Source organism: Bacillus sp. FSL M7-1020 (assembly GCF_038050415.1).
Taxonomy (GTDB): domain Bacteria; phylum Bacillota; class Bacilli; order Bacillales; family Bacillaceae_G; genus Bacillus_A; species Bacillus_A toyonensis.
This window is the reverse complement of sequence record NZ_JBBOTW010000002.1, coordinates 255,407-273,193: the sequence shown is the minus strand read 5'-3', so window position 1 is coordinate 273,193 and position 17,787 is coordinate 255,407. Positions and strand designations below refer to the sequence as shown.

Below are 17,787 nucleotides of genomic sequence, written 5' to 3'. Positions count from 1 at the left end.
AACTACATAGCCTTATCGGGGCTATAAACTCTTATTTGAAACTACATAGCCTTATCATGGCTATTACTTCTTATTTGAAACTACATAGCTTCATCATGGTTATTGCTTCTTATTTGAAACTGTATAGCTTTATCATGGCTGTTACCTCTTACTTGAAACTACATAGCCTTATCGTGGCTATTACTTCTTACTTGAAACTATGTAGCCTTATCATGGCTATTACTTCTTACTTATAATAATGAATAGCTATATTGTGGTTATAATTTCGTAATTTATGAAACGTTATAGCTATATGATGGCTACAACTTTTAAAAAATGAAACGAGAATATCCCGAAAATCATTCGACTAAAAAAATTTTTATTCTATGTAATTTACTAATAAACGTTGATATAAAGCCATTTCTTTAATTATGAAAGAAAACATAATAAAATCATTATAGCTATATGATGGCTACAACTTTCACCTTAAAACTTCAAACAAATCTATATATACCAAGGGTTACAGCAACTTTCAATAAAATATAACTTGTTTTAAAAACATGAAACGTTATAGCTATATGACGGCAGGAAACATGAAACGAAATGAAACGTTTATAGCGGTATGATGGCTACAATTTTTCATTTAAAAACAGTTATAACTCCATATATATCAGTGTTTATATGGAATCTACAGAAATTTCTCAGTCAATCAAAAACATGAAACGTTATAGCTATATGATGGCTACAACTTTAAAACAAAATTAGCATAAAACCCTATAAAATCAATGGTTTAGAAAGATTTATCTCACTACATACTACGTTTCATATTTAAAAAACTTCATAGCCCTATGGTGGCAACAAACTTTTTTTCATGAAACGTCAAACCCCTTGTCGCACAAGGGATTGAGGCACGTTTCATTTTTGGGTTTTTCCTCTTAAAGGGACAAATTTCACCAGTATTCGATTTGATATAATCAAAAATGAAATTCTATATCTAATTGTGGGGAAAACTGCAACTTAACATAAAAGGAGGTGAAAAAGATGGCAAAACCTTTCGTTATAAAGAACAAACGTAGTTTGAATGGTGAAACAACAACACCAGTAATTGTAACAATTAAATCATGGCAAAAGTTAGTAGAAGCTTTGGAAGGTAAGTATTACAGTTTTAAAGATACCTATCTAGAAGACATTGTGAATTCAATGTCCTATGAGGAACGAATTGCAGATGAAGAGGGATTTGTTGAACAAGCAAAGCCATCTTTTTCACTGAAAATGAAAAAGTTTGTAGATAAAGTAAGTGGATTTGATAAAAATGAGGGCAGAAAACATAAGCTATATGGTATTACAAATGCTGATCTAGAAGTATTTCTATTTCTTCATAAAAAATGTAATACATATGGTGAGCTTTCACATGTATCGATCCATATGCTTTGGGAAGATTATAAAAATTATAAAGAAGCATTTGCACATATTCACCACTCGCAATTTTATGTGGCTTTGAAGAAGTTAAGTTTCCATAACATCATTACAATTGAAAATGAGTACAGTGGTAAATATAAAATCACCTTAACTGACTTCATGAATAAAGAAACGAATAAAGCAAATGCATATACATTTATTAGCCCGATAGTATTTACCAAAGAATTCTTTGAGTTATCCATTGCAGCTAAGAAACTATTCATGGATGTAGCAATGCAGCAGAAACGCGAAACTACCCTGAAACGTTCTTTATTCAAAGTTGATGAACAAGGAAACTCAACGCACTTTGGTGGTATGTATCGTTACTTACATAAGAAATACCCTCATCAGATTCGTACTGTGCTTGAGGAACTAGAAACAAAGCTATCTGCTACTGGATCTCCTTTATTTAAAATTTGCAAGTTAGAAAAAGGGAAGAGGAATAAAAAGCAATACACAACATTGCATTTATCTGTACATCCTGATTTCTTATGCGCAAAAGAAGAAGGAGCAGAATACCGTGATCCTTTTACACCAAGAGATACATATAAGCGTAAAGTTAAATTCATTGAAAATCTGTTAGTGGAAATGAATATTGCTGAATTTGCAAAGGATATGAACCAATTCATTAACGTTTTAAAACACTCTTGTCATCGTCAAATTCGCCAAGTAGTTCGTGGCTTACGAGAAATGATTGATCGACAAGAAGGATATCCTAAAAAGCTTGTTTATACACTAAGTAAATTATTAAAGCAATCTTCTCAATATCGTGTATTAGACACAGCTGCTAAAACTGGTATTTATCCTTTAATTACACACAATGTACCTAAACATGAACAAGAAGAGGCCATTTTTAAATTTGGTACTCATTTTGCTATATACTCTTTACGCAATGTTCAAAAGCTATTCCGTAAAGCGCATGACCTGCTTCATGCGAAATATGCTGTACCTGTAACCTTAGATGCTTACCATCGTAATTACATGCAGTATCAAGAGGAATCACTATTTAGAAAATATGCTTATGAGCAAGGAGTAAATATTAACGCATATACAGCATTAGAAATTGAAATCCGTGAACTATTAAAGTCTAGCGGGCATCAAGGAACTAACATGCCTAGTGATATTCGTGAACTGTTCATTGAAAAAGTTGATAAATTGTCGAAGGAAAAGATTCGTGTAATTGAGGTCCCTGAAGACTTTGATTTAATTCAGTTTCTACAGTCCTTAGAAGCATACTACCGTTCAACAAGTGAAACACCACATTCAGTTGATCAGCTGCTTCCAGCAATGTAAAGATACAGCTCTCTATTTTTGAAAAAACAAAAGTGGAGGGCTATTCGTGTTGAAGATACCCTATGAAATGCATTACTTCAAACAAAACAGAGAGAAAGTTTTCAATTTTAATGATCACGCCTCTCTATTTTTTATGCAATTACATACATTGCATGTAAATCAAAATGAGATATTCACAATTTCTGAGTTATTAAATCTGAATTTTCAATCCTTTTGTGTCATTTCATCTACAAAAAAGCATAAATATTTTTTATAATTCTGTTGATATCTTAATAATTTTGACTTGATGTGTATAACATAAAGCCTTAAGTACTGTTTTTATCATGTTCTAGCTCTAAATCTACTTAAAATCAGAAAAACTTCTGTTAGTTATGTTTAAAAAGTGGATTCTGTTCCTAACTTTGACCAATTTGTTAATAAATTGTGTGTAGTTTTTAAGAAATGTGGAAAGCTTGTTCATAAATCAGCAAAATTTGTATTTATTATTTATTCATTCACTCGCATCAAATTAACGATGATTATATGTAGTTTTTATATACCTACTTTACGATATTTTGTAGTTTTTAATCATCATCCAGCTCATTAAGTACGTTCCCAGTATTTACTTTTTATGATTTTTTACGGCTAGAGTAATGATGAACCCTTAGCACAGCAATGTTTTAAGACGATTTTTTCTCTGTATAAAAGTATTATCTTTTTTCTTTATATATATTAAAGATATATATTATATTAGGTTTTTATATTGTGTAATACTTACTATAGAGAATAGACCCTGTGTAAAACCAATTTCATTTCTTAATGGAATTGGTTTTTTTATGTACTTTAATAAACATTATATTTAGGTTTAATCTTCCTGAAAAAAATTTGATATAAAACATAATTTTTTTTATTTCTCTTAGATTTCCGAAAAAAGTAAATCATACTTAAAGTAGATAGTTAATTAGTGGAAATTACAATGAACCTTGTAATCTCCTAACCATTTAAAAAGAGAGGTGAAGACATGGTAAAAAAGAAATCCCAGAAAAACGCCGAAAAAAAGAAATTTACATTCTTTAAAAAGGCAAAGAATAAAACAACTGAACTATTAGATATGCAACAAGAAAATTCAGAAGCACTTAAAGAAAAGAAGACACGTAAAACAAGGGAGAAAGTTCCAGTTATAACAGGAAGAAAAGTAGGTAAGGTTACATTTTGGTGTGTAATGGGATTCGTGTTTGCAGGAAGCTCTCTTTCATTTATCCAACTTGCCGGTCCTCCTAGAGCAGTAGCTGTTCAAGAAAAGAAGGAGGAAGCCGTAAAAGTTAAGATGTCGGAAGCAGAATTAATTGCATATGCCAATAGTTTTGCCGCTGATTATTTTAACTGGAAGGTTGATATGAATGTAGCTGAAACACGGAAAAAACGATTAGAAAAATATTTAGTTGAAGGATCCGATGAGCAAGGAGGATTAAATAGAGATACTTTAAAAAATGCTTCTAGTACGTTAGTTAAGTCAGAAGCTGTAGAGGTTCGTCAAAAAGGAAATGAAGCAGAAGTTACATTGAAAATCATTCAAAAACTAGAACCTGTAAATAATCCAGCTCCTGGAACGACTCAAGCCCCAGATACACCAAAAGAACCTAAAGAAGTGACAAGGTACTTCTCTATTCCAATCTTAATGGAGAAAGGGAAGATGGTGATTCCTGACAATCCTACAATCGTTCATGGAGAGAGAGAAAAGGCATCGTATAAAGTGGCTACATTTAAATCAGAAGGACAAGAAATTAATACAGATGCAGAAATAAAAAAAGTAGAACAATTTTTACAATCTGTATTTAAAGTATATACAGAAGGAACACCAGAAGAAATTGCTTACTACTTTGAAAAAAGTAATATAACAAATGGACTAAAAGGTATTATGACATTTAGCAAATTAGAAAATTTGCGGATTTATGAAGATAAGGATAAAAGGTACAGAGTCTTAGTTGATGCCAAATTAAAAGACAACGATAGCAGCTTAGAGTACACATACACATATGATTTAAATCTAGTAAATAAAGATAATAAGTTTTCAATTAGCTCTATGAAAAAATTTGAAAACACATTAGAGAAAGTGGAGGGTAAATAATTATGGAGCTTTTGGGATTAGGTATGGTTGCTCACCAATTACCTGCTATTACAGATGCAGCTGTTCTAGGTAATATAAATTTTGGAGTAAATATTAAAAACTGGTTAGTAGCTCAATTGGGTCCTATCTTTTTAGTTGTAGCACTTATTGGAGTAATCGTCTTTGCAGTTAAACGACAAATGGCTGGTTTACTTGGTTGGATAATTGTTTGTGCACTATTATCAGTTTTTGTATTCTCACCAGACGTTTTCAAAGATCTTGGCACAAAGTTATATAATTTAGTATTCAAGTGATAAATTAAAAATCTCTAAAAATATTAAAGGGGTTGGTAGAAATGACTCAAAAGCCGACTCGTAAAGAAGTTAGGACATACAACTCGATATGGGATATTCCTAAGAGTTTATACGGGATAAGGGACTTAACTCTCCCTTTCCCAGTTCCTTATAGACAGTTGGGCTTCTTTGTTGGATCTTTACTTTTAATTTTAATTCTAGATCAGTTTTTACCTTTAGGAAATAATGTGTTTTTAAAATATTTAATATTACCAGGTGGAATAGCATACTTCTTTGGCAATGTAGAATTGGATGGAAAAAGCCCGCATAAATTTTTATTTCGATTTTTCGTGTTTATGTTCGAAAGTAAGAAGATTAGCCGCTATAAAGATACAACTGGTAATATTGGAAACTATCAATATAAAACCTTAATACGATTCAAGGATGATTCAATCAATAATAAGTAGCTAATTAATCTATACGGAAGAATTATTTTAGTCTCATATTCTTCTCTAAGGAGGGTAAAATGAATCAGGTTGAATTTCCAGTCAAATACTTTCACGAAAATTTGATTTTTAATCAAGATGGCTCTTGCTGGGCGTATTACGAGGCATACGGAATACCATATGAATTCCGAGGAGATGATGATAAAAATACCTTATTCATGCGCCAACTTGGCTTGTTTTGGAATTTTGATGAAGAAAAGCACCTCTTAATGATTCCTGTTTATCAGAACTTCCAAGAAAAAGCAGATGAATTCAAAGAAACAGTAAGCGGTGAATTAAAAGAACTTGCAATTGATCATACAGATGATGTGGTACATGAGCTAGAACGAAAATTTGGTAAAAATGCAGTAGAGTACCGATATTTTATTGGCGTGAAATTAAAGGTAAGACACATACAAGAAGGGTTTAAAGAAATGTTGTATACAGCATTTCATACCTTTAAAAACACTGCAGAACAGTTTGGGTTACTTGGTGATACCAAAATACTAAAAACTGATTTGGAGATGTTTAAAAGAGAAGCTAGCGCTTTTAAAAATAAAATAAGAAAACATTTGGCTGTAAGGGCTCTAGAAACTAATGAAACGCAATGGGTTATATTAAGAAACTTCTATCGCACATTAGAGGCGCCAGTAACTGCTGGATGGACACCTCCCGTACAAAATGACGACTCTGCAATCATACCAAATCAAGAAAGCTTATTACGTTTATCAGAGGCAGAATTTGATGTTAAAGGAAGACATATTGAAATGTCTCAAATTGGTACCGACGGGTTAGAATATCCAGCATATATGAGCTTTTTATCGGCTTCTAAAATCCCATATACGATGGAGTTTCCAGACCAAGAATGGATGTATATGATTCAAAATATCGATTTTCCAATTGAACTGAGTGTTCACACTGAAAATATTAACCATCGCAAAGCTCTATCTAAACTAAATAAAAAGAAAAAAGATTTAGAAGATCAAGAGGCACATGCAAGAGAAAATGCACAAACTGTTGGACTAAACGTGTATGAGGGTGTTCAGGAAGCTACTGAGCTACAAGCCCTTATACAAAAGACACGTATGCCACTAGTTAAGACATCAGTATCTTTCTGTATATGTGCTGAAGATCTAGACACAATGCGTCGAAATACAAATTCACTTATTTCTATTTATAGAGAGATGATGATTGAACTAGTAAGGCCGTATGGAGATCAGTTCCTGCTGTTTAATGAATTTATACCTGGTTCAAGAAGATATGTAAATGATTATATACACTTTATGGAGCCTGGAGTTCTAGCAGCCGGTATGTTTGGTGCAACACAAGATTTAGGTGATAATATCGGATTTTATATAGGTACAACTGGTATTTTAAACAAAGCAGTTTATATGACACCTTCTCTCGCAGCGACAAATACCGTTGCAAATCAAAAAACAAGCGCACTTTCAGTTGCAGTAACAGGAAGTACTGGTTCCGGTAAATCATTTGGAACGAACTTAATTGTTTACCTAGCCGTACTTGGAGGAGCTCAAACACTGATAGTCGATCCAAAAGGTGAGAGGGGAAACTGGACAGAAGATTTACACGGTCTAGAAGGTAAAGTAAACGTAATTACACTAGGGACTGATAGACGAGATGAAGGGAAACTAGACCCATTTATCATTCATAAACATAGTCGGAAAGATGCAATTGAGTTAGCAATGACAATTCTTACTTTCATTACAGGTATTAAACCTGATAACTCGGAAAAATTCCCGCGCTTGGCTTCAGCTGTAGAATTTGTAGCAGGAATGGAAGAGCCGTGCTTAACAGCTGTATCTCAATATCTTGAAGATAGTGAGGATAAAGTGGATCAACAATTAGCCGCACACATTCAAGCATTTGAGAATTTATCATTTGCACACTTAATCTTTGGTGATGGAACAAATAGAGATATTGAACTTGATACAGCAGTAAATATCATACAAATTCAACATCTTGACATGCCAGATATTCAAAAAGATCCAAAAGATTATACCTTACAGGAAAATTTATCAGTTAGTATGCTGATGTCTCTATCTTCCTTTGCAAGAAAATTCTTTCAAAAGGACCCTACTAAATTCAAAATTGTTCTATTAGATGAAGCATGGGCAATCATGGGAACTTCTCAAGGGCGAGAGTTAGCTCGTAAACTAGTTCGTGAAGGTCGTGCTTTAAACTCTGCAGTATACTTTGCAACTCAAAGTGCAAGTGACCTTGGAGATGAGACATTTAAGAATAATATCGGTATGAAGTTCTCATTCCGTAACACAGACAGTAAAGAGATTTCTTCAATCTTAGATTTCTTTGGATTACCTGATAATGAGGAAAATCATGCGATTGTTACTAATTTAGAAACAGGACAATGCTTATTCCAAGATATCCAAGGAAGAACAGGTGTTGTCACAATGGATGTAGTGTTTAAAGATTTATACGATGCATTTGATACAAGACCAAATGCAAGAAAGAATTATAGAAAGTCAAATGATGATGAAAGGCAGGAAGTTAATGCAACCTTTGTCGAAGAAGGGGGAGAAAAAATAAATGTAGGAGTGAGTTAATATGTTAAAAACTAAATTCAAAAAAATCATGCTAACAAGTCTATGTGTAGGTACTCTTTTCCTGAGTGCAGCATGTGGAAATAGCGAAACAAATGTAGGAGAAGAAAAAGATAAACAGGGGCACACTCCTAGAGAAATGATGTTGGATTTTGTAAAGGCCGACTTACAACATGATAATAAAACAATTAGAAAACTTATCGTCGATGGAGATAAAAATAAAATTTTAGATCCGAATCAAGGACCACAAAATAATTTATCTTACAAAGATTATACAGTAAAAGAGTATGTGGTAGATAAGGATACAATTATGTATAACTTTATTTCAAAGAAGCCCCCTAAAAATATCGATAAAGCAGTGAAATGGGTAAGAGTAGTTCGTACAGAAGATGGTTTCAAAGTTCGAAGTTATGCTGCCCCTTATCGAAATGAAATCGATGAAGTAGCAAATACTAAACCGACAAATGAGTTTAGTTCGAAAAATTAATAGGTTTCCCATAAAAGGGGGAGTAACATGTAATGAAAAAGTTTATTACCCTATTGTTATTAATTTGTACTTTGATTTTAGCATTTAATTTACTTTTTAAAGCTGCACCAGTATATGCAGATGAGGAATCCAGACCATCTCTTTTAGATGATATTATTCCTAAGAATAAAGAAAAATTAAAATTCGAAGAACACCCTCCAAGTAGTTATGGAATTGATATTTATACACCAGAAGGTGGATTTGGTGAATCCCTTAAGTTCTGGAAATGGGGGGATAAAGTTAAAGAACAAATGGTTGCTGTATTATTTAGTCTTATAAGTATTGGATGGACCATTAATCTTGGAATTAGTACTTTTGTTACAAGTATGGTCGGCCAATCTATGAGTCTCAATATTGTAGCTGATGTAGGAGATAAATTAGGTGATGTAATATCTAAAGCAGCAGGGTTCAATGGTTCTTGGGGTAATGGAATATATAGTGAATTAATTGGACTCATGTTAGCTTTATTAGCTTGCTGGGTTATCTGGGTAGGTTTTGTACAACGACGCCAGTCAGATATGCTAGGAGGATTGTTAAAAGCATTAGGTATTTTAGTTTTTACTTTAGGTTTTTTCGCAAATTCAAGTTATATTATCAAAGGATTGAACACTTTTTCAGAACAAGTAAATAAAACTGTTCTTGATTCAACACAAAGTATTAGTGGAGCAAGTGAAGGATATTCAAGCGGTGTCGATTCCATCACTGATTTAACACACACCCTATTAATCAAACAACCTTATACATTATTACAGTTTGGTACAACAGATATGAAGAAAATCGGTGATGAAAGAATTAAGAAAATGTTAACAACAACAGCACCAGATGAAAGGCAGGAGCTATTAAAAGAGGAAGTAGAGCAGAAGAAAAATACGATATTAACTTTAGATGCTACTTTTGAGCGTGGCGCTTTAGTATTACTACTTTTCTTAATCAATGGACCTTTATGGGTTGTCTTAGGCTTATGTAGTATGGCGATGTTATTTTATCAATTAATGTTTATCATCGTAGCGCTGATGTCACCAGTAATGTTATTGATGGCTTTAGTACCTGCATGGACTGGGACAGCTAAGAGATTTTTATCTGAATTGTTCCGAACGCTACTTATGAAAGTTGCAATTGGCTTTCTTATCACTTTAATGTTTTGGGTTTCTTCAATCTTGTTTAGCGCAACTGATAAGTATGGATACTTAGTTGTAGCTATACTACAAATACTTTCATTCTTGGGTGTTTGGTTGTACCGTAAAACAATTTTTGATGCTATTACTACAGTACCAGCAAGTGCAGGAGCAGCCCGAGCATCAGATGCTATGAGTAATATTAGGCAGAAATATCGTGATGTTAGACGTGGATCTAAGACAGTTGGAAGAGGTGTAGCAGTAGCTGGTGCCGCGGGTGTTGCAAGTGCGGCAATGGCCGGGAAAATGGGTAAATCAGGTTATAGTAAGTTTAAACAGTTGAAAGAAAACTATGCTGATAGAAAAGAAAAGGTAGCAGATGGTAAGCGTAAGGAAAAAGAGCAAATGCAAGCAGAAAAAGAAAAAAATATTAATCAAATGAAAAAAGAAGAAAACTTAGGTGTTCGCGATAGAAAAGGAAAACAGGAGCAAGAAAGGATTCAGGAAGAAGTAGCCGCAACTAAAGAAAATACAGAATTAGCAGTAAGGGAGAAATCTCAAGATAATAATCCTGAAGTACAACAAGCAGAATTAAAAGATAAAGAAGAAGATGTAAAAGCCCAAATCAGACCGGCAGCGACTCAAAATAATGGTGGTCTCGAGAATAAGCAAGAAGATGTAAAAGCGGAAGTAAAACCAGTAGCGGCAATTAAAACACCAACGGGTCAAACTAAGTCAACGGATGATAAACCAATTATAAAACCACAGTCAGGAACGACACCAGTACCAGCTAATCCGATGGAGAGCAAATCAATTACAACACCACAGTCAGGAACAACACCAGTACCAGCTAATCCGATGGAGAGCAAACCAATTACAACACCACAGTCAGGAACAACACCAGTACCAGCTAATCCGATGGAGAGCAAACCAATTACAGCACCACAGTCAGGAACAACACAATTACCAGCGAACCCAATAGAGAGTAAGCCAGTCACTACTTCCCAGGTGAGTACACCACAAAAACCAGTAGAGGTAAAACCAGTTAATCAACAACAAACTAAAAATGTTCCCAAAGTGAATAATCAACAACATGTAAAAGAAGGGGCAGTAATTAAAAAAGTTGATCGAAAGTACAAACACAACAAGAAGCCGTGAACTACGCGCCACTTAGCAAAGCTTGAAGTGGGAGCTTCTCAGTTCCGCGAAGAAAGTAACCTTTCGTTTCCCTGAGCGTTACTTCGGGGTGTTCCCCCCCTAGATGTCCAACGTATGGACGCTCTTTTGGTACGGTTGATATTTTACGCAGGAACCGAATGGCTTGTTTTTCGCACTCTATTTTCTTCCCGCAACCTTCTATATCAAGTTATCAAAGAACTTCATATGGTTAGTTTATCAAAAGTTTTTGGCTATGCCAAACCGAATTTCATCTCCCACTTATCGTTGGGCTACGCCTTTCACACGCTTGAGGGAGGAGAATTCTTTCAGGGAATACGTTAAAAAATATAAAAGCAAAAGAAACCAAAAAACAAAAAAATTCAGCTCGTGAGGGAGGGTTTATACATTGAGTGCGGAACCAAATCGCGACTTTGAAAATGAACACCATCCTGAAGCTGAACTAGGGAATGTTAAGCCTGCCTTGAAAAAGGCAGGCCATTCTTTAGGGAAGATGGCTGGTAAAGGAACAAAAGTAGCGGGTAAAGCAGTTGCACAAGTAGGGAAGAAAGTAGCAGTAAAAGTAGCACAGAAGGCAGCTACAGTTGCTGTTGCAAAGCCGTTATTAATAGTTGCCGGTGTTATTATGGCTGTTGTTTTAGGCTTAGGTATAGTGATATTTTTATTAACTGCCACAATGAGTGAAGATGAAGTCAGTCCTGGGGGAATTAGTGGTCCTTTTGCACCGGGTACTGCAAGTGTCAGTCCTGAAGTAATGAGATGGGAGCCATTGGTAAGGAAATATGCGGCGCAACATGGCATAGAAGCAATGACTCCATTAATATTAGCTCTTATTCAACAAGAAAGTTCTGGAACACAATTGGATGTTATGCAAAGTTCAGAATCACAAGGGTATCCTCCGGGGTATTTTACTGATCCAGAGGAAAGTATAAAATATGGTTTAATGCATTTTGCTGATTGTCATAAAAAATCAAATGGTAATCAAAATACTACATTACAATGTTATAACTGTGCGACACGTTCTTAACTGAAAAGGTTAAGCACTGATACAAAATCAGGAGAACTACTATTTCGAGAAGTCAAATGAAAGGGTAACGCCTGGAAGGGCTTCCTCTGATACTCCGACATGCATGATGCAGTGGATAAGAACTGTAAGTGTATGAAGCTCGGTAAAGTCGGCTGAGAGCTATCGTAAAGTACGTAAGTACTACGAAAGTTGTCCAGAGGTGGATGATGTAGCCTATAGGTCGGGAGTCTATAAAACACTCATGGGTAGAATGGATTCATAAAAACTATCGGTAGGCAGAATCTGACGAATCTCCGAATGTACGGGTCTAGAACGCATAACACATAGAAATGTGTGTGCCACGGTCGTGGCGTTGATGTGGGTAAGTAAGAATAGTTGTTATGAAAACCCATATGTCGTTATAGGCGACATCGAGTCAACAGGCTTAAAGGAGAGCCCTAAAAGTGTCATGAATAGATAGAAGTAGTGGAACGTGGAAAGCCACCAACATGGAGAACTTATCTTTGGTGAAATGTTTAAAGGGAAAATGTTCGTGAGATTAGCGTACATATAACCTTTATTTATGGTGGTAAGAGTGATGGCACAGTACCTATGAAATGATGGAAACATCATGGAGGGATAGCCATTAGTCTGATAGAAGATTGACCAACCATTTTATAAAGTGAATCAGTCGAATTATAAGGTTCTTGTGAGACTAAAAAGGTTAACTCTGAAAGGAGCACCAACTTATAAAGAAAACTGCGAAGCTTAGACACGCTGAATACTATGATATGCAGTCCATTCTGGACGGCCTATATCAGCAAAGTCGAAATGGAGACAACTTTTATAAGCTAACAGAGCTTATGACGATGGATGAAAATATCAAATTGGCATATCGAAACATTAAAAGAAATATGGGGAGTGTAACAGCTGGAGTCGATGGAATGACCATCAACGACATAAAATTGCTTTTAACAGATGAAGTGATAGAACAGGTTAAATCAATGTTCTCTTGGTACAAACCACAAGCGGTTAGGCGAGTTTTTATACCGAAACCTAATGGTAAAAAGAGACCTCTTGGAATACCAACAATATGGGATAGACTATTTCAACAGTGTATCTTACAAATCCTTGAACCTATATGTGAAGCAAAGTTTCATGCTCATAGTTATGGGTTCCGTCCAAACCGAAGTACACATCATGCATTAGCAAGAGTGAAATCTTTGGTGAACAGTCAAGGAAGAGGTTTTCACTACTGTGTGGACATAGATATCAAAGGATTCTTTGACAATGTAAATCACGGAAAGCTCATGAAACAGCTATGGAACATGGGTATAAGAGATAAAAAATTACTTTCTATCATTTCAAGTTTGTTAAAAGCAGAGATCATTAATGAAGGTTTCCCGAATAAGGGGACTCCGCAAGGAGGCATTTTAAGTCCTCTTCTTTCTAACGTGGTTTTAAACGAGTTAGATTGGTGGATTAGTGACCAATGGGAGACCATAGAGACTAAACATTCATATGTGGCGAGACAAGATAAGTATAGAGCATTAAAGAAAAGTAATTTGAAGGAATGCTTTCTCATTAGATATGCAGATGATTTCAAAATATTATGTCGTAACTACTCCACGGCTCTTAAGATGTTTGAAGCGACAAAAGATTTTCTCAAAACGCGGCTACAGCTTGAAATTAGCACTGAGAAATCCCAAATTGTTAACTTGCAGAAGAAGTCTAGTGACTTCTTGGGATTCACTATTAAGGCACGGAAAAAGAGAAATCGGCATGTTGCTCATAGCAGGATGTGTCAGAAAGCCAGAGAAAATGCCTACGGAAAATTGAAGGAATCCATCAAGAAAATAAGTAAGAAGCAGACGCCAGAGGCAGTATGGCATTACAACACAGTTGTGATGGGCATACAAAATTATTATGCGGCTGCAACCCATATTAATAAAGATTTAGACCAAATGAGTTGCCATCTCATAAGAACACTCTATAACCGACTGAGGCGAGATTGGAAAAGAGCCACTAAGCACGATATGTCATCCACTTTGAGAAAAAGGTATCGGAACTATAATCCGAAACTCTATAAAATTCAAGATATTGTACTAATCCCGATTCACGCACAAAAGCATAAATCAGCAAGGAATTTTACCCAATCTATTTCAAATTATACCGAAGAAGGTAGGGCGAAAATTCACGATACCTTGAAAGCTATTGATAAAGAAACACTTAGACATGTGCAACGATTTTATATGAATCATCGAACCGTAGAATATAACGACAATCGTATTTCAAAATTTGTAGCACAGTATGGAAGATGTGCAATTACTAAACAGGAATTGGGTCTAATTAGTTGGCACTGCCACCATAAAATTCCGTTGGAATTTGGCGGGAAAGACGACTATGAAAACCTGATAATTGTGCTAGAAGATATACATGTCGCAATTCATCATGATGATTCAGAGAAGGCAAAATCCATCTTAGCCAACTATGAAATAGAAGAAGAAAAGAAGAAAAGGTTCGATAAGCTAAGAATACTTGCGAATCGAGCACCTATCTTCTCTTTAATATAAAAGTTAAGTCAATCGAATCAGATGGAACGCCGTATGAGGGGAAACTCTCACGTACGGTGTGAAGTGGGGGAAAAGGTGAAGATAACTTCAAATCCTTACCTATCACTATATGGAACCGGATACGCTAACTATGCAGTATCGAAAGGTGGATATACACACGAGAATGCAAGAGCATTTTCTGCAGAACAATCAGCTAAAAATGGTTATAGATGTGCATCATGGCGAAGTGCGGAGGCAGTAGCTAATAATTGGTGTTATGGTGATCCAGACTATGTCCCACATATTATGAGATACTATCAACCTGGTCAAACCCCTGGTGGAATTGCTGGTGGTAGCGTTTTAGGTGATGATGTATTCCAAGCAATTATGGCAGAAGCACTAAAGTATCAAGGATGGCCATATGTGTTTGGAGGGCGAACATCAAATACGTCATTTGACTGTAGTGGAATTATTGAGTATACGTATTCAAGAGTTGGTATTAATTTATTTGGTACTGCACAAACCCAATGGGATAAAACCCAACGTATAACAGATCCTAAGCCAGGAGATTTAGTGTTTTTCCATAGTACTTATGCTACAAGTAACTACATTACGCATGTTGGCATTTATGTAGGAAATAATACAATGTATCATGCTGGCGATCCGATTGGCTATGCTGATTTAGGTAGACCATATTTTCAACAGCATTTTGCGGGATATGGTCGTGTAGTTAGATAATAATGGATGTAACATCTAGCAACTTATGAAACTGCGAAAAGGAGGTAAATCATGAAGAAAATCACCATTATAATAGCAATTTTATTAATAGCTAGTGTAGGGTTTTTAATAAAATATCAATCTGATAATGAAAAACTTAAAACTGATAATATAAAATTAACGAAAAAAGTGGAAAAGGTGGGGGCACAATACAACGATACGAAAAAGGAATTGTCAGCTCTAAAGAGTAATAATCAACAACAAGTAAAGGAAGCTGCAGAACGATTTCTTAAAGCTTTCCGTACTTATGATACGGGTAAAGGCGAATCATACCTTGCTAATATCGATGCATATATAACACCAAATGCAAAGAAAGAATTAACACCACCAGGTGGACCAACTCAATCTGCCCTTGGTGCTGGAGATGAGAAGGAAAAGAAGAAAGTTTCCTTTCAATCTGAATACACAGGTGGCGAGTTATATTATGCAATTTTGGATACCACCAAAGCAAATGTATTAGCAAAAGTGAAAAGTAAAATTACAGTTAATGGTGTTTCATCTGATAATATGTCATTAATGCAAATAAACCTTATCTATGATGGAAATAAGAAGTTATGGCTTGTCGACAAACTTATACCTTTAGCAGATTTAAAAGATCGTATGCCGTAAACGGGAAACTGTACACGAAATGGTAGCGTAATAGAAAAAAATCCCCTTGTTATTTTAAATAAGGGATTTTTTTGCTTTTTAGTAATTTATATGAATGATAAATAACATTGTTATGACCTATTTGTAATGATTAAATACAATGTTATTTAATTTACAATAGATTAGTTTAAAAAAATATGAGATATATTTTATTCAATAATTATTGGTCTTAAATTGAGAAAGATAAACTGTATTATAAGTAACTTTAAACTAAAACGATTTTAGTAATTTATTTTAATTTTAAAAATGAAATTAATTCTAAGGGGTGGGAAGAATGAGTTATAGATTCAAATTATCTGAAGAAAATAATCAGGTTAGAATCGAAGAATTAGAAAACAACGCATTTATTATAGTTGGAGCAAGTGGTTCTGGGAAAAATAGATTAGGGGCATGGATAGAGAAAAAGGCTTTGAGAACATACATAGGATAAGTGCACAAAGGTCTTAAATATCTAAGGATTTTATTTTTTTGTGAAGAAAAAGGAGAACGCAATCAAAACAAGGGATACCGTTGGAATTGTGGGAAATATATTTCTAAGAATAATTGATTAAACGTTACAATTTATGATACCTTATATTAGGATATTATATTTAATGGTGTATTAGAGGTGGATATAGATAATGAAAAAGTTTTATACAATAACATTATTGTTATTTACGGTATTTATAGTATACTCTGCTTTTATGGATATTGTAAGAGAGCACATAGGTAATATAGCTGATTATATTAGGGTGATTTTATTTTTTCTTTTAGGTCTTTTTGTAAATATAATACTATCAATTGTAATAGGGAAGATATTTAGGTGGATGGGTAACAAATCTTCAAAAAGAAAAAAAATAGGGTTATATACATGGACAGGTGGGATACAAGACGTAGAAAAAGAGTTCCAAGGAATAATAGGGAATTCTAAGTCTTCAAAAGATATTACTTATAACATGGAAGAATTAGAAAATAAAATAAAACGATATTTTTATAACGATAGGGATAAATTAAAAAGGTATAAAGCTTATTTAAATGTGGTGGAAAAGGATAATATGGTAGTAGTATTTCAAACTTTTGTTATGTCAATATTATCATCTTCTTTTGCAAGTATATTAGTAACAGGGAAAATTAAAGGTATTACAGAAAATCTTCTACCAAACATGGGAAAAGGGCTCTCTGAGACATTCTATTATGGATTAGGTGCTATGTTTTTATTTTGTAGTATAGGGGCTATAATTGCACCTCTTATGAGTCAAAGTGATAAAACTAGGGTGAGAATAATGCAAGAGACAATTGATATATGTATTGATCAATTAAAAGAGAAGGAAGATTTATCTAATAAATTTAATGGATAGATATTTGGAAAGTACCTGTGTAGGTGCTTTTTTTGTTGCATTAAGTTGTATTTATTGCATGTGAATCACAGCCTCAAGAAACTCTTTCGGTCCGAATTATTTCCAATAAAACCCATATATTTGTGGGACATATCAATAGGAAACACTAAATAAAGTGAACCATCTTCTGATTTTTGTTCTAATACCCTTTTTTCGTAAAGGAGTATATGTATATTTCTTTGCGCGCAATTAAAAATTCAAAACAACAAAAAGATTTTTTTCATATAGAAGTAATTTTAGATAAGAATTTAATTGATTAAATATATAACTATTTTAACGTTAATTCTTATAAATAAAATAAGTGGAAGGTCAAATATAAAAACAATGAAAAAACTTAGGGAATATTTCCAAAAAACTTAGTTTCTCAATTAAAAGTAACAATAATTCTAGTAGAAGTATTATTTTGGGATTTTTAAATATTGAATGAGGGAGAGGAGA

General features: G+C 34.2%; 10 protein-coding genes and 3 pseudogenes. All 13 read left to right on the top strand.

Going from position 1 to position 17,787, the window contains the following annotated elements; all coding sequences use genetic code 11:
• Positions 1-1,020 precede the first annotated feature (1,020 nt).
• The gene (locus MHB70_RS27975; RefSeq protein ID WP_061530264.1) at positions 1,021-2,730 is read left to right on the top strand and encodes a hypothetical protein; all 1,710 of its coding nucleotides are present in this window, start codon (positions 1,021-1,023) and stop codon (positions 2,728-2,730) included.
• Positions 2,731-3,730: 1,000 nt separating this feature from the next.
• Entirely contained in the window at positions 3,731-4,837 is a 1,107-nt protein-coding gene (locus MHB70_RS27970) for a conjugal transfer protein (protein ID WP_061530265.1), read from the top strand.
• A 2-nt stretch (positions 4,838-4,839) separates the two neighbouring features.
• The gene (locus MHB70_RS27965; protein ID WP_061530266.1) at positions 4,840-5,130 is read left to right on the top strand and encodes a hypothetical protein; all 291 of its coding nucleotides are present in this window, start codon (positions 4,840-4,842) and stop codon (positions 5,128-5,130) included.
• A gap of 41 nt (positions 5,131-5,171) precedes the next feature.
• Positions 5,172-5,576 carry a TcpE family conjugal transfer membrane protein gene (locus MHB70_RS27960; protein WP_000192365.1) on the top strand — a complete coding sequence of 135 codons (405 nt, stop codon included), beginning with the start codon at positions 5,172-5,174 and terminating at the stop codon, positions 5,574-5,576.
• Between the two features lie 59 nt (positions 5,577-5,635).
• On the top strand, positions 5,636-8,176 hold the full coding sequence (locus tag MHB70_RS27955; protein ID WP_061530267.1) for an ATP-binding protein: 2,541 nt from the start codon (positions 5,636-5,638) through the stop codon (positions 8,174-8,176).
• 1 nt (position 8,177) lies between these two features.
• Positions 8,178-8,660 carry a hypothetical protein gene (locus MHB70_RS27950; protein WP_061530268.1) on the top strand — a complete coding sequence of 161 codons (483 nt, stop codon included), beginning with the start codon at positions 8,178-8,180 and terminating at the stop codon, positions 8,658-8,660.
• 32 nt (positions 8,661-8,692) lie between these two features.
• Positions 8,693-10,998, top strand: a pseudogene (locus MHB70_RS27945) (CD3337/EF1877 family mobilome membrane protein).
• A 380-nt stretch (positions 10,999-11,378) separates the two neighbouring features.
• Positions 11,379-12,008 (top strand): annotated as a pseudogene (locus MHB70_RS27940) (lysozyme family protein); the annotation flags it as partial.
• A gap of 779 nt (positions 12,009-12,787) precedes the next feature.
• Positions 12,788-14,569, top strand: a complete 1,782-nt coding sequence (gene ltrA / locus MHB70_RS27935) for a group II intron reverse transcriptase/maturase (RefSeq protein ID WP_061530269.1) — start codon at positions 12,788-12,790, stop codon at positions 14,567-14,569.
• A gap of 108 nt (positions 14,570-14,677) precedes the next feature.
• Positions 14,678-15,286, top strand: a pseudogene (locus tag MHB70_RS27930) (C40 family peptidase); the annotation flags it as partial.
• A 51-nt stretch (positions 15,287-15,337) separates the two neighbouring features.
• Positions 15,338-15,934 (top strand): hypothetical protein, encoded by a 597-nt coding sequence (locus tag MHB70_RS27925; RefSeq protein ID WP_061530271.1) that lies wholly within the window; start codon positions 15,338-15,340, stop codon positions 15,932-15,934.
• Positions 15,935-16,247: 313 nt separating this feature from the next.
• Positions 16,248-16,403, top strand: a complete 156-nt coding sequence (locus tag MHB70_RS27920; RefSeq protein ID WP_154698710.1) for a hypothetical protein — start codon at positions 16,248-16,250, stop codon at positions 16,401-16,403.
• A gap of 190 nt (positions 16,404-16,593) precedes the next feature.
• Positions 16,594-17,310, top strand: a complete 717-nt coding sequence (locus MHB70_RS27915) for a hypothetical protein (RefSeq protein WP_061530272.1) — start codon at positions 16,594-16,596, stop codon at positions 17,308-17,310.
• Positions 17,311-17,787 lie beyond the last annotated feature (477 nt).

What these genes read in the sequence shown, in the direction of transcription:
- MHB70_RS27975 (WP_061530264.1), top strand. Translation starts at nt 1,021, where the DNA reads ATGGCAAAACCTTTCGTTATAAAGAACAAACGTAGTTTGAATGGTGAA.
- MHB70_RS27970 (WP_061530265.1), top strand. Translation starts at nt 3,731, where the DNA reads ATGGTAAAAAAGAAATCCCAGAAAAACGCCGAAAAAAAGAAATTTACA.
- MHB70_RS27965 (WP_061530266.1), top strand. Translation starts at nt 4,840, where the DNA reads ATGGAGCTTTTGGGATTAGGTATGGTTGCTCACCAATTACCTGCTATT.
- MHB70_RS27960 (WP_000192365.1), top strand. Translation starts at nt 5,172, where the DNA reads ATGACTCAAAAGCCGACTCGTAAAGAAGTTAGGACATACAACTCGATA.
- MHB70_RS27955 (WP_061530267.1), top strand. Translation starts at nt 5,636, where the DNA reads ATGAATCAGGTTGAATTTCCAGTCAAATACTTTCACGAAAATTTGATT.
- MHB70_RS27950 (WP_061530268.1), top strand. Translation starts at nt 8,178, where the DNA reads ATGTTAAAAACTAAATTCAAAAAAATCATGCTAACAAGTCTATGTGTA.
- ltrA (WP_061530269.1), top strand. Translation starts at nt 12,788, where the DNA reads ATGCAGTCCATTCTGGACGGCCTATATCAGCAAAGTCGAAATGGAGAC.
- MHB70_RS27925 (WP_061530271.1), top strand. Translation starts at nt 15,338, where the DNA reads ATGAAGAAAATCACCATTATAATAGCAATTTTATTAATAGCTAGTGTA.
- MHB70_RS27920 (WP_154698710.1), top strand. Translation starts at nt 16,248, where the DNA reads ATGAGTTATAGATTCAAATTATCTGAAGAAAATAATCAGGTTAGAATC.
- MHB70_RS27915 (WP_061530272.1), top strand. Translation starts at nt 16,594, where the DNA reads ATGAAAAAGTTTTATACAATAACATTATTGTTATTTACGGTATTTATA.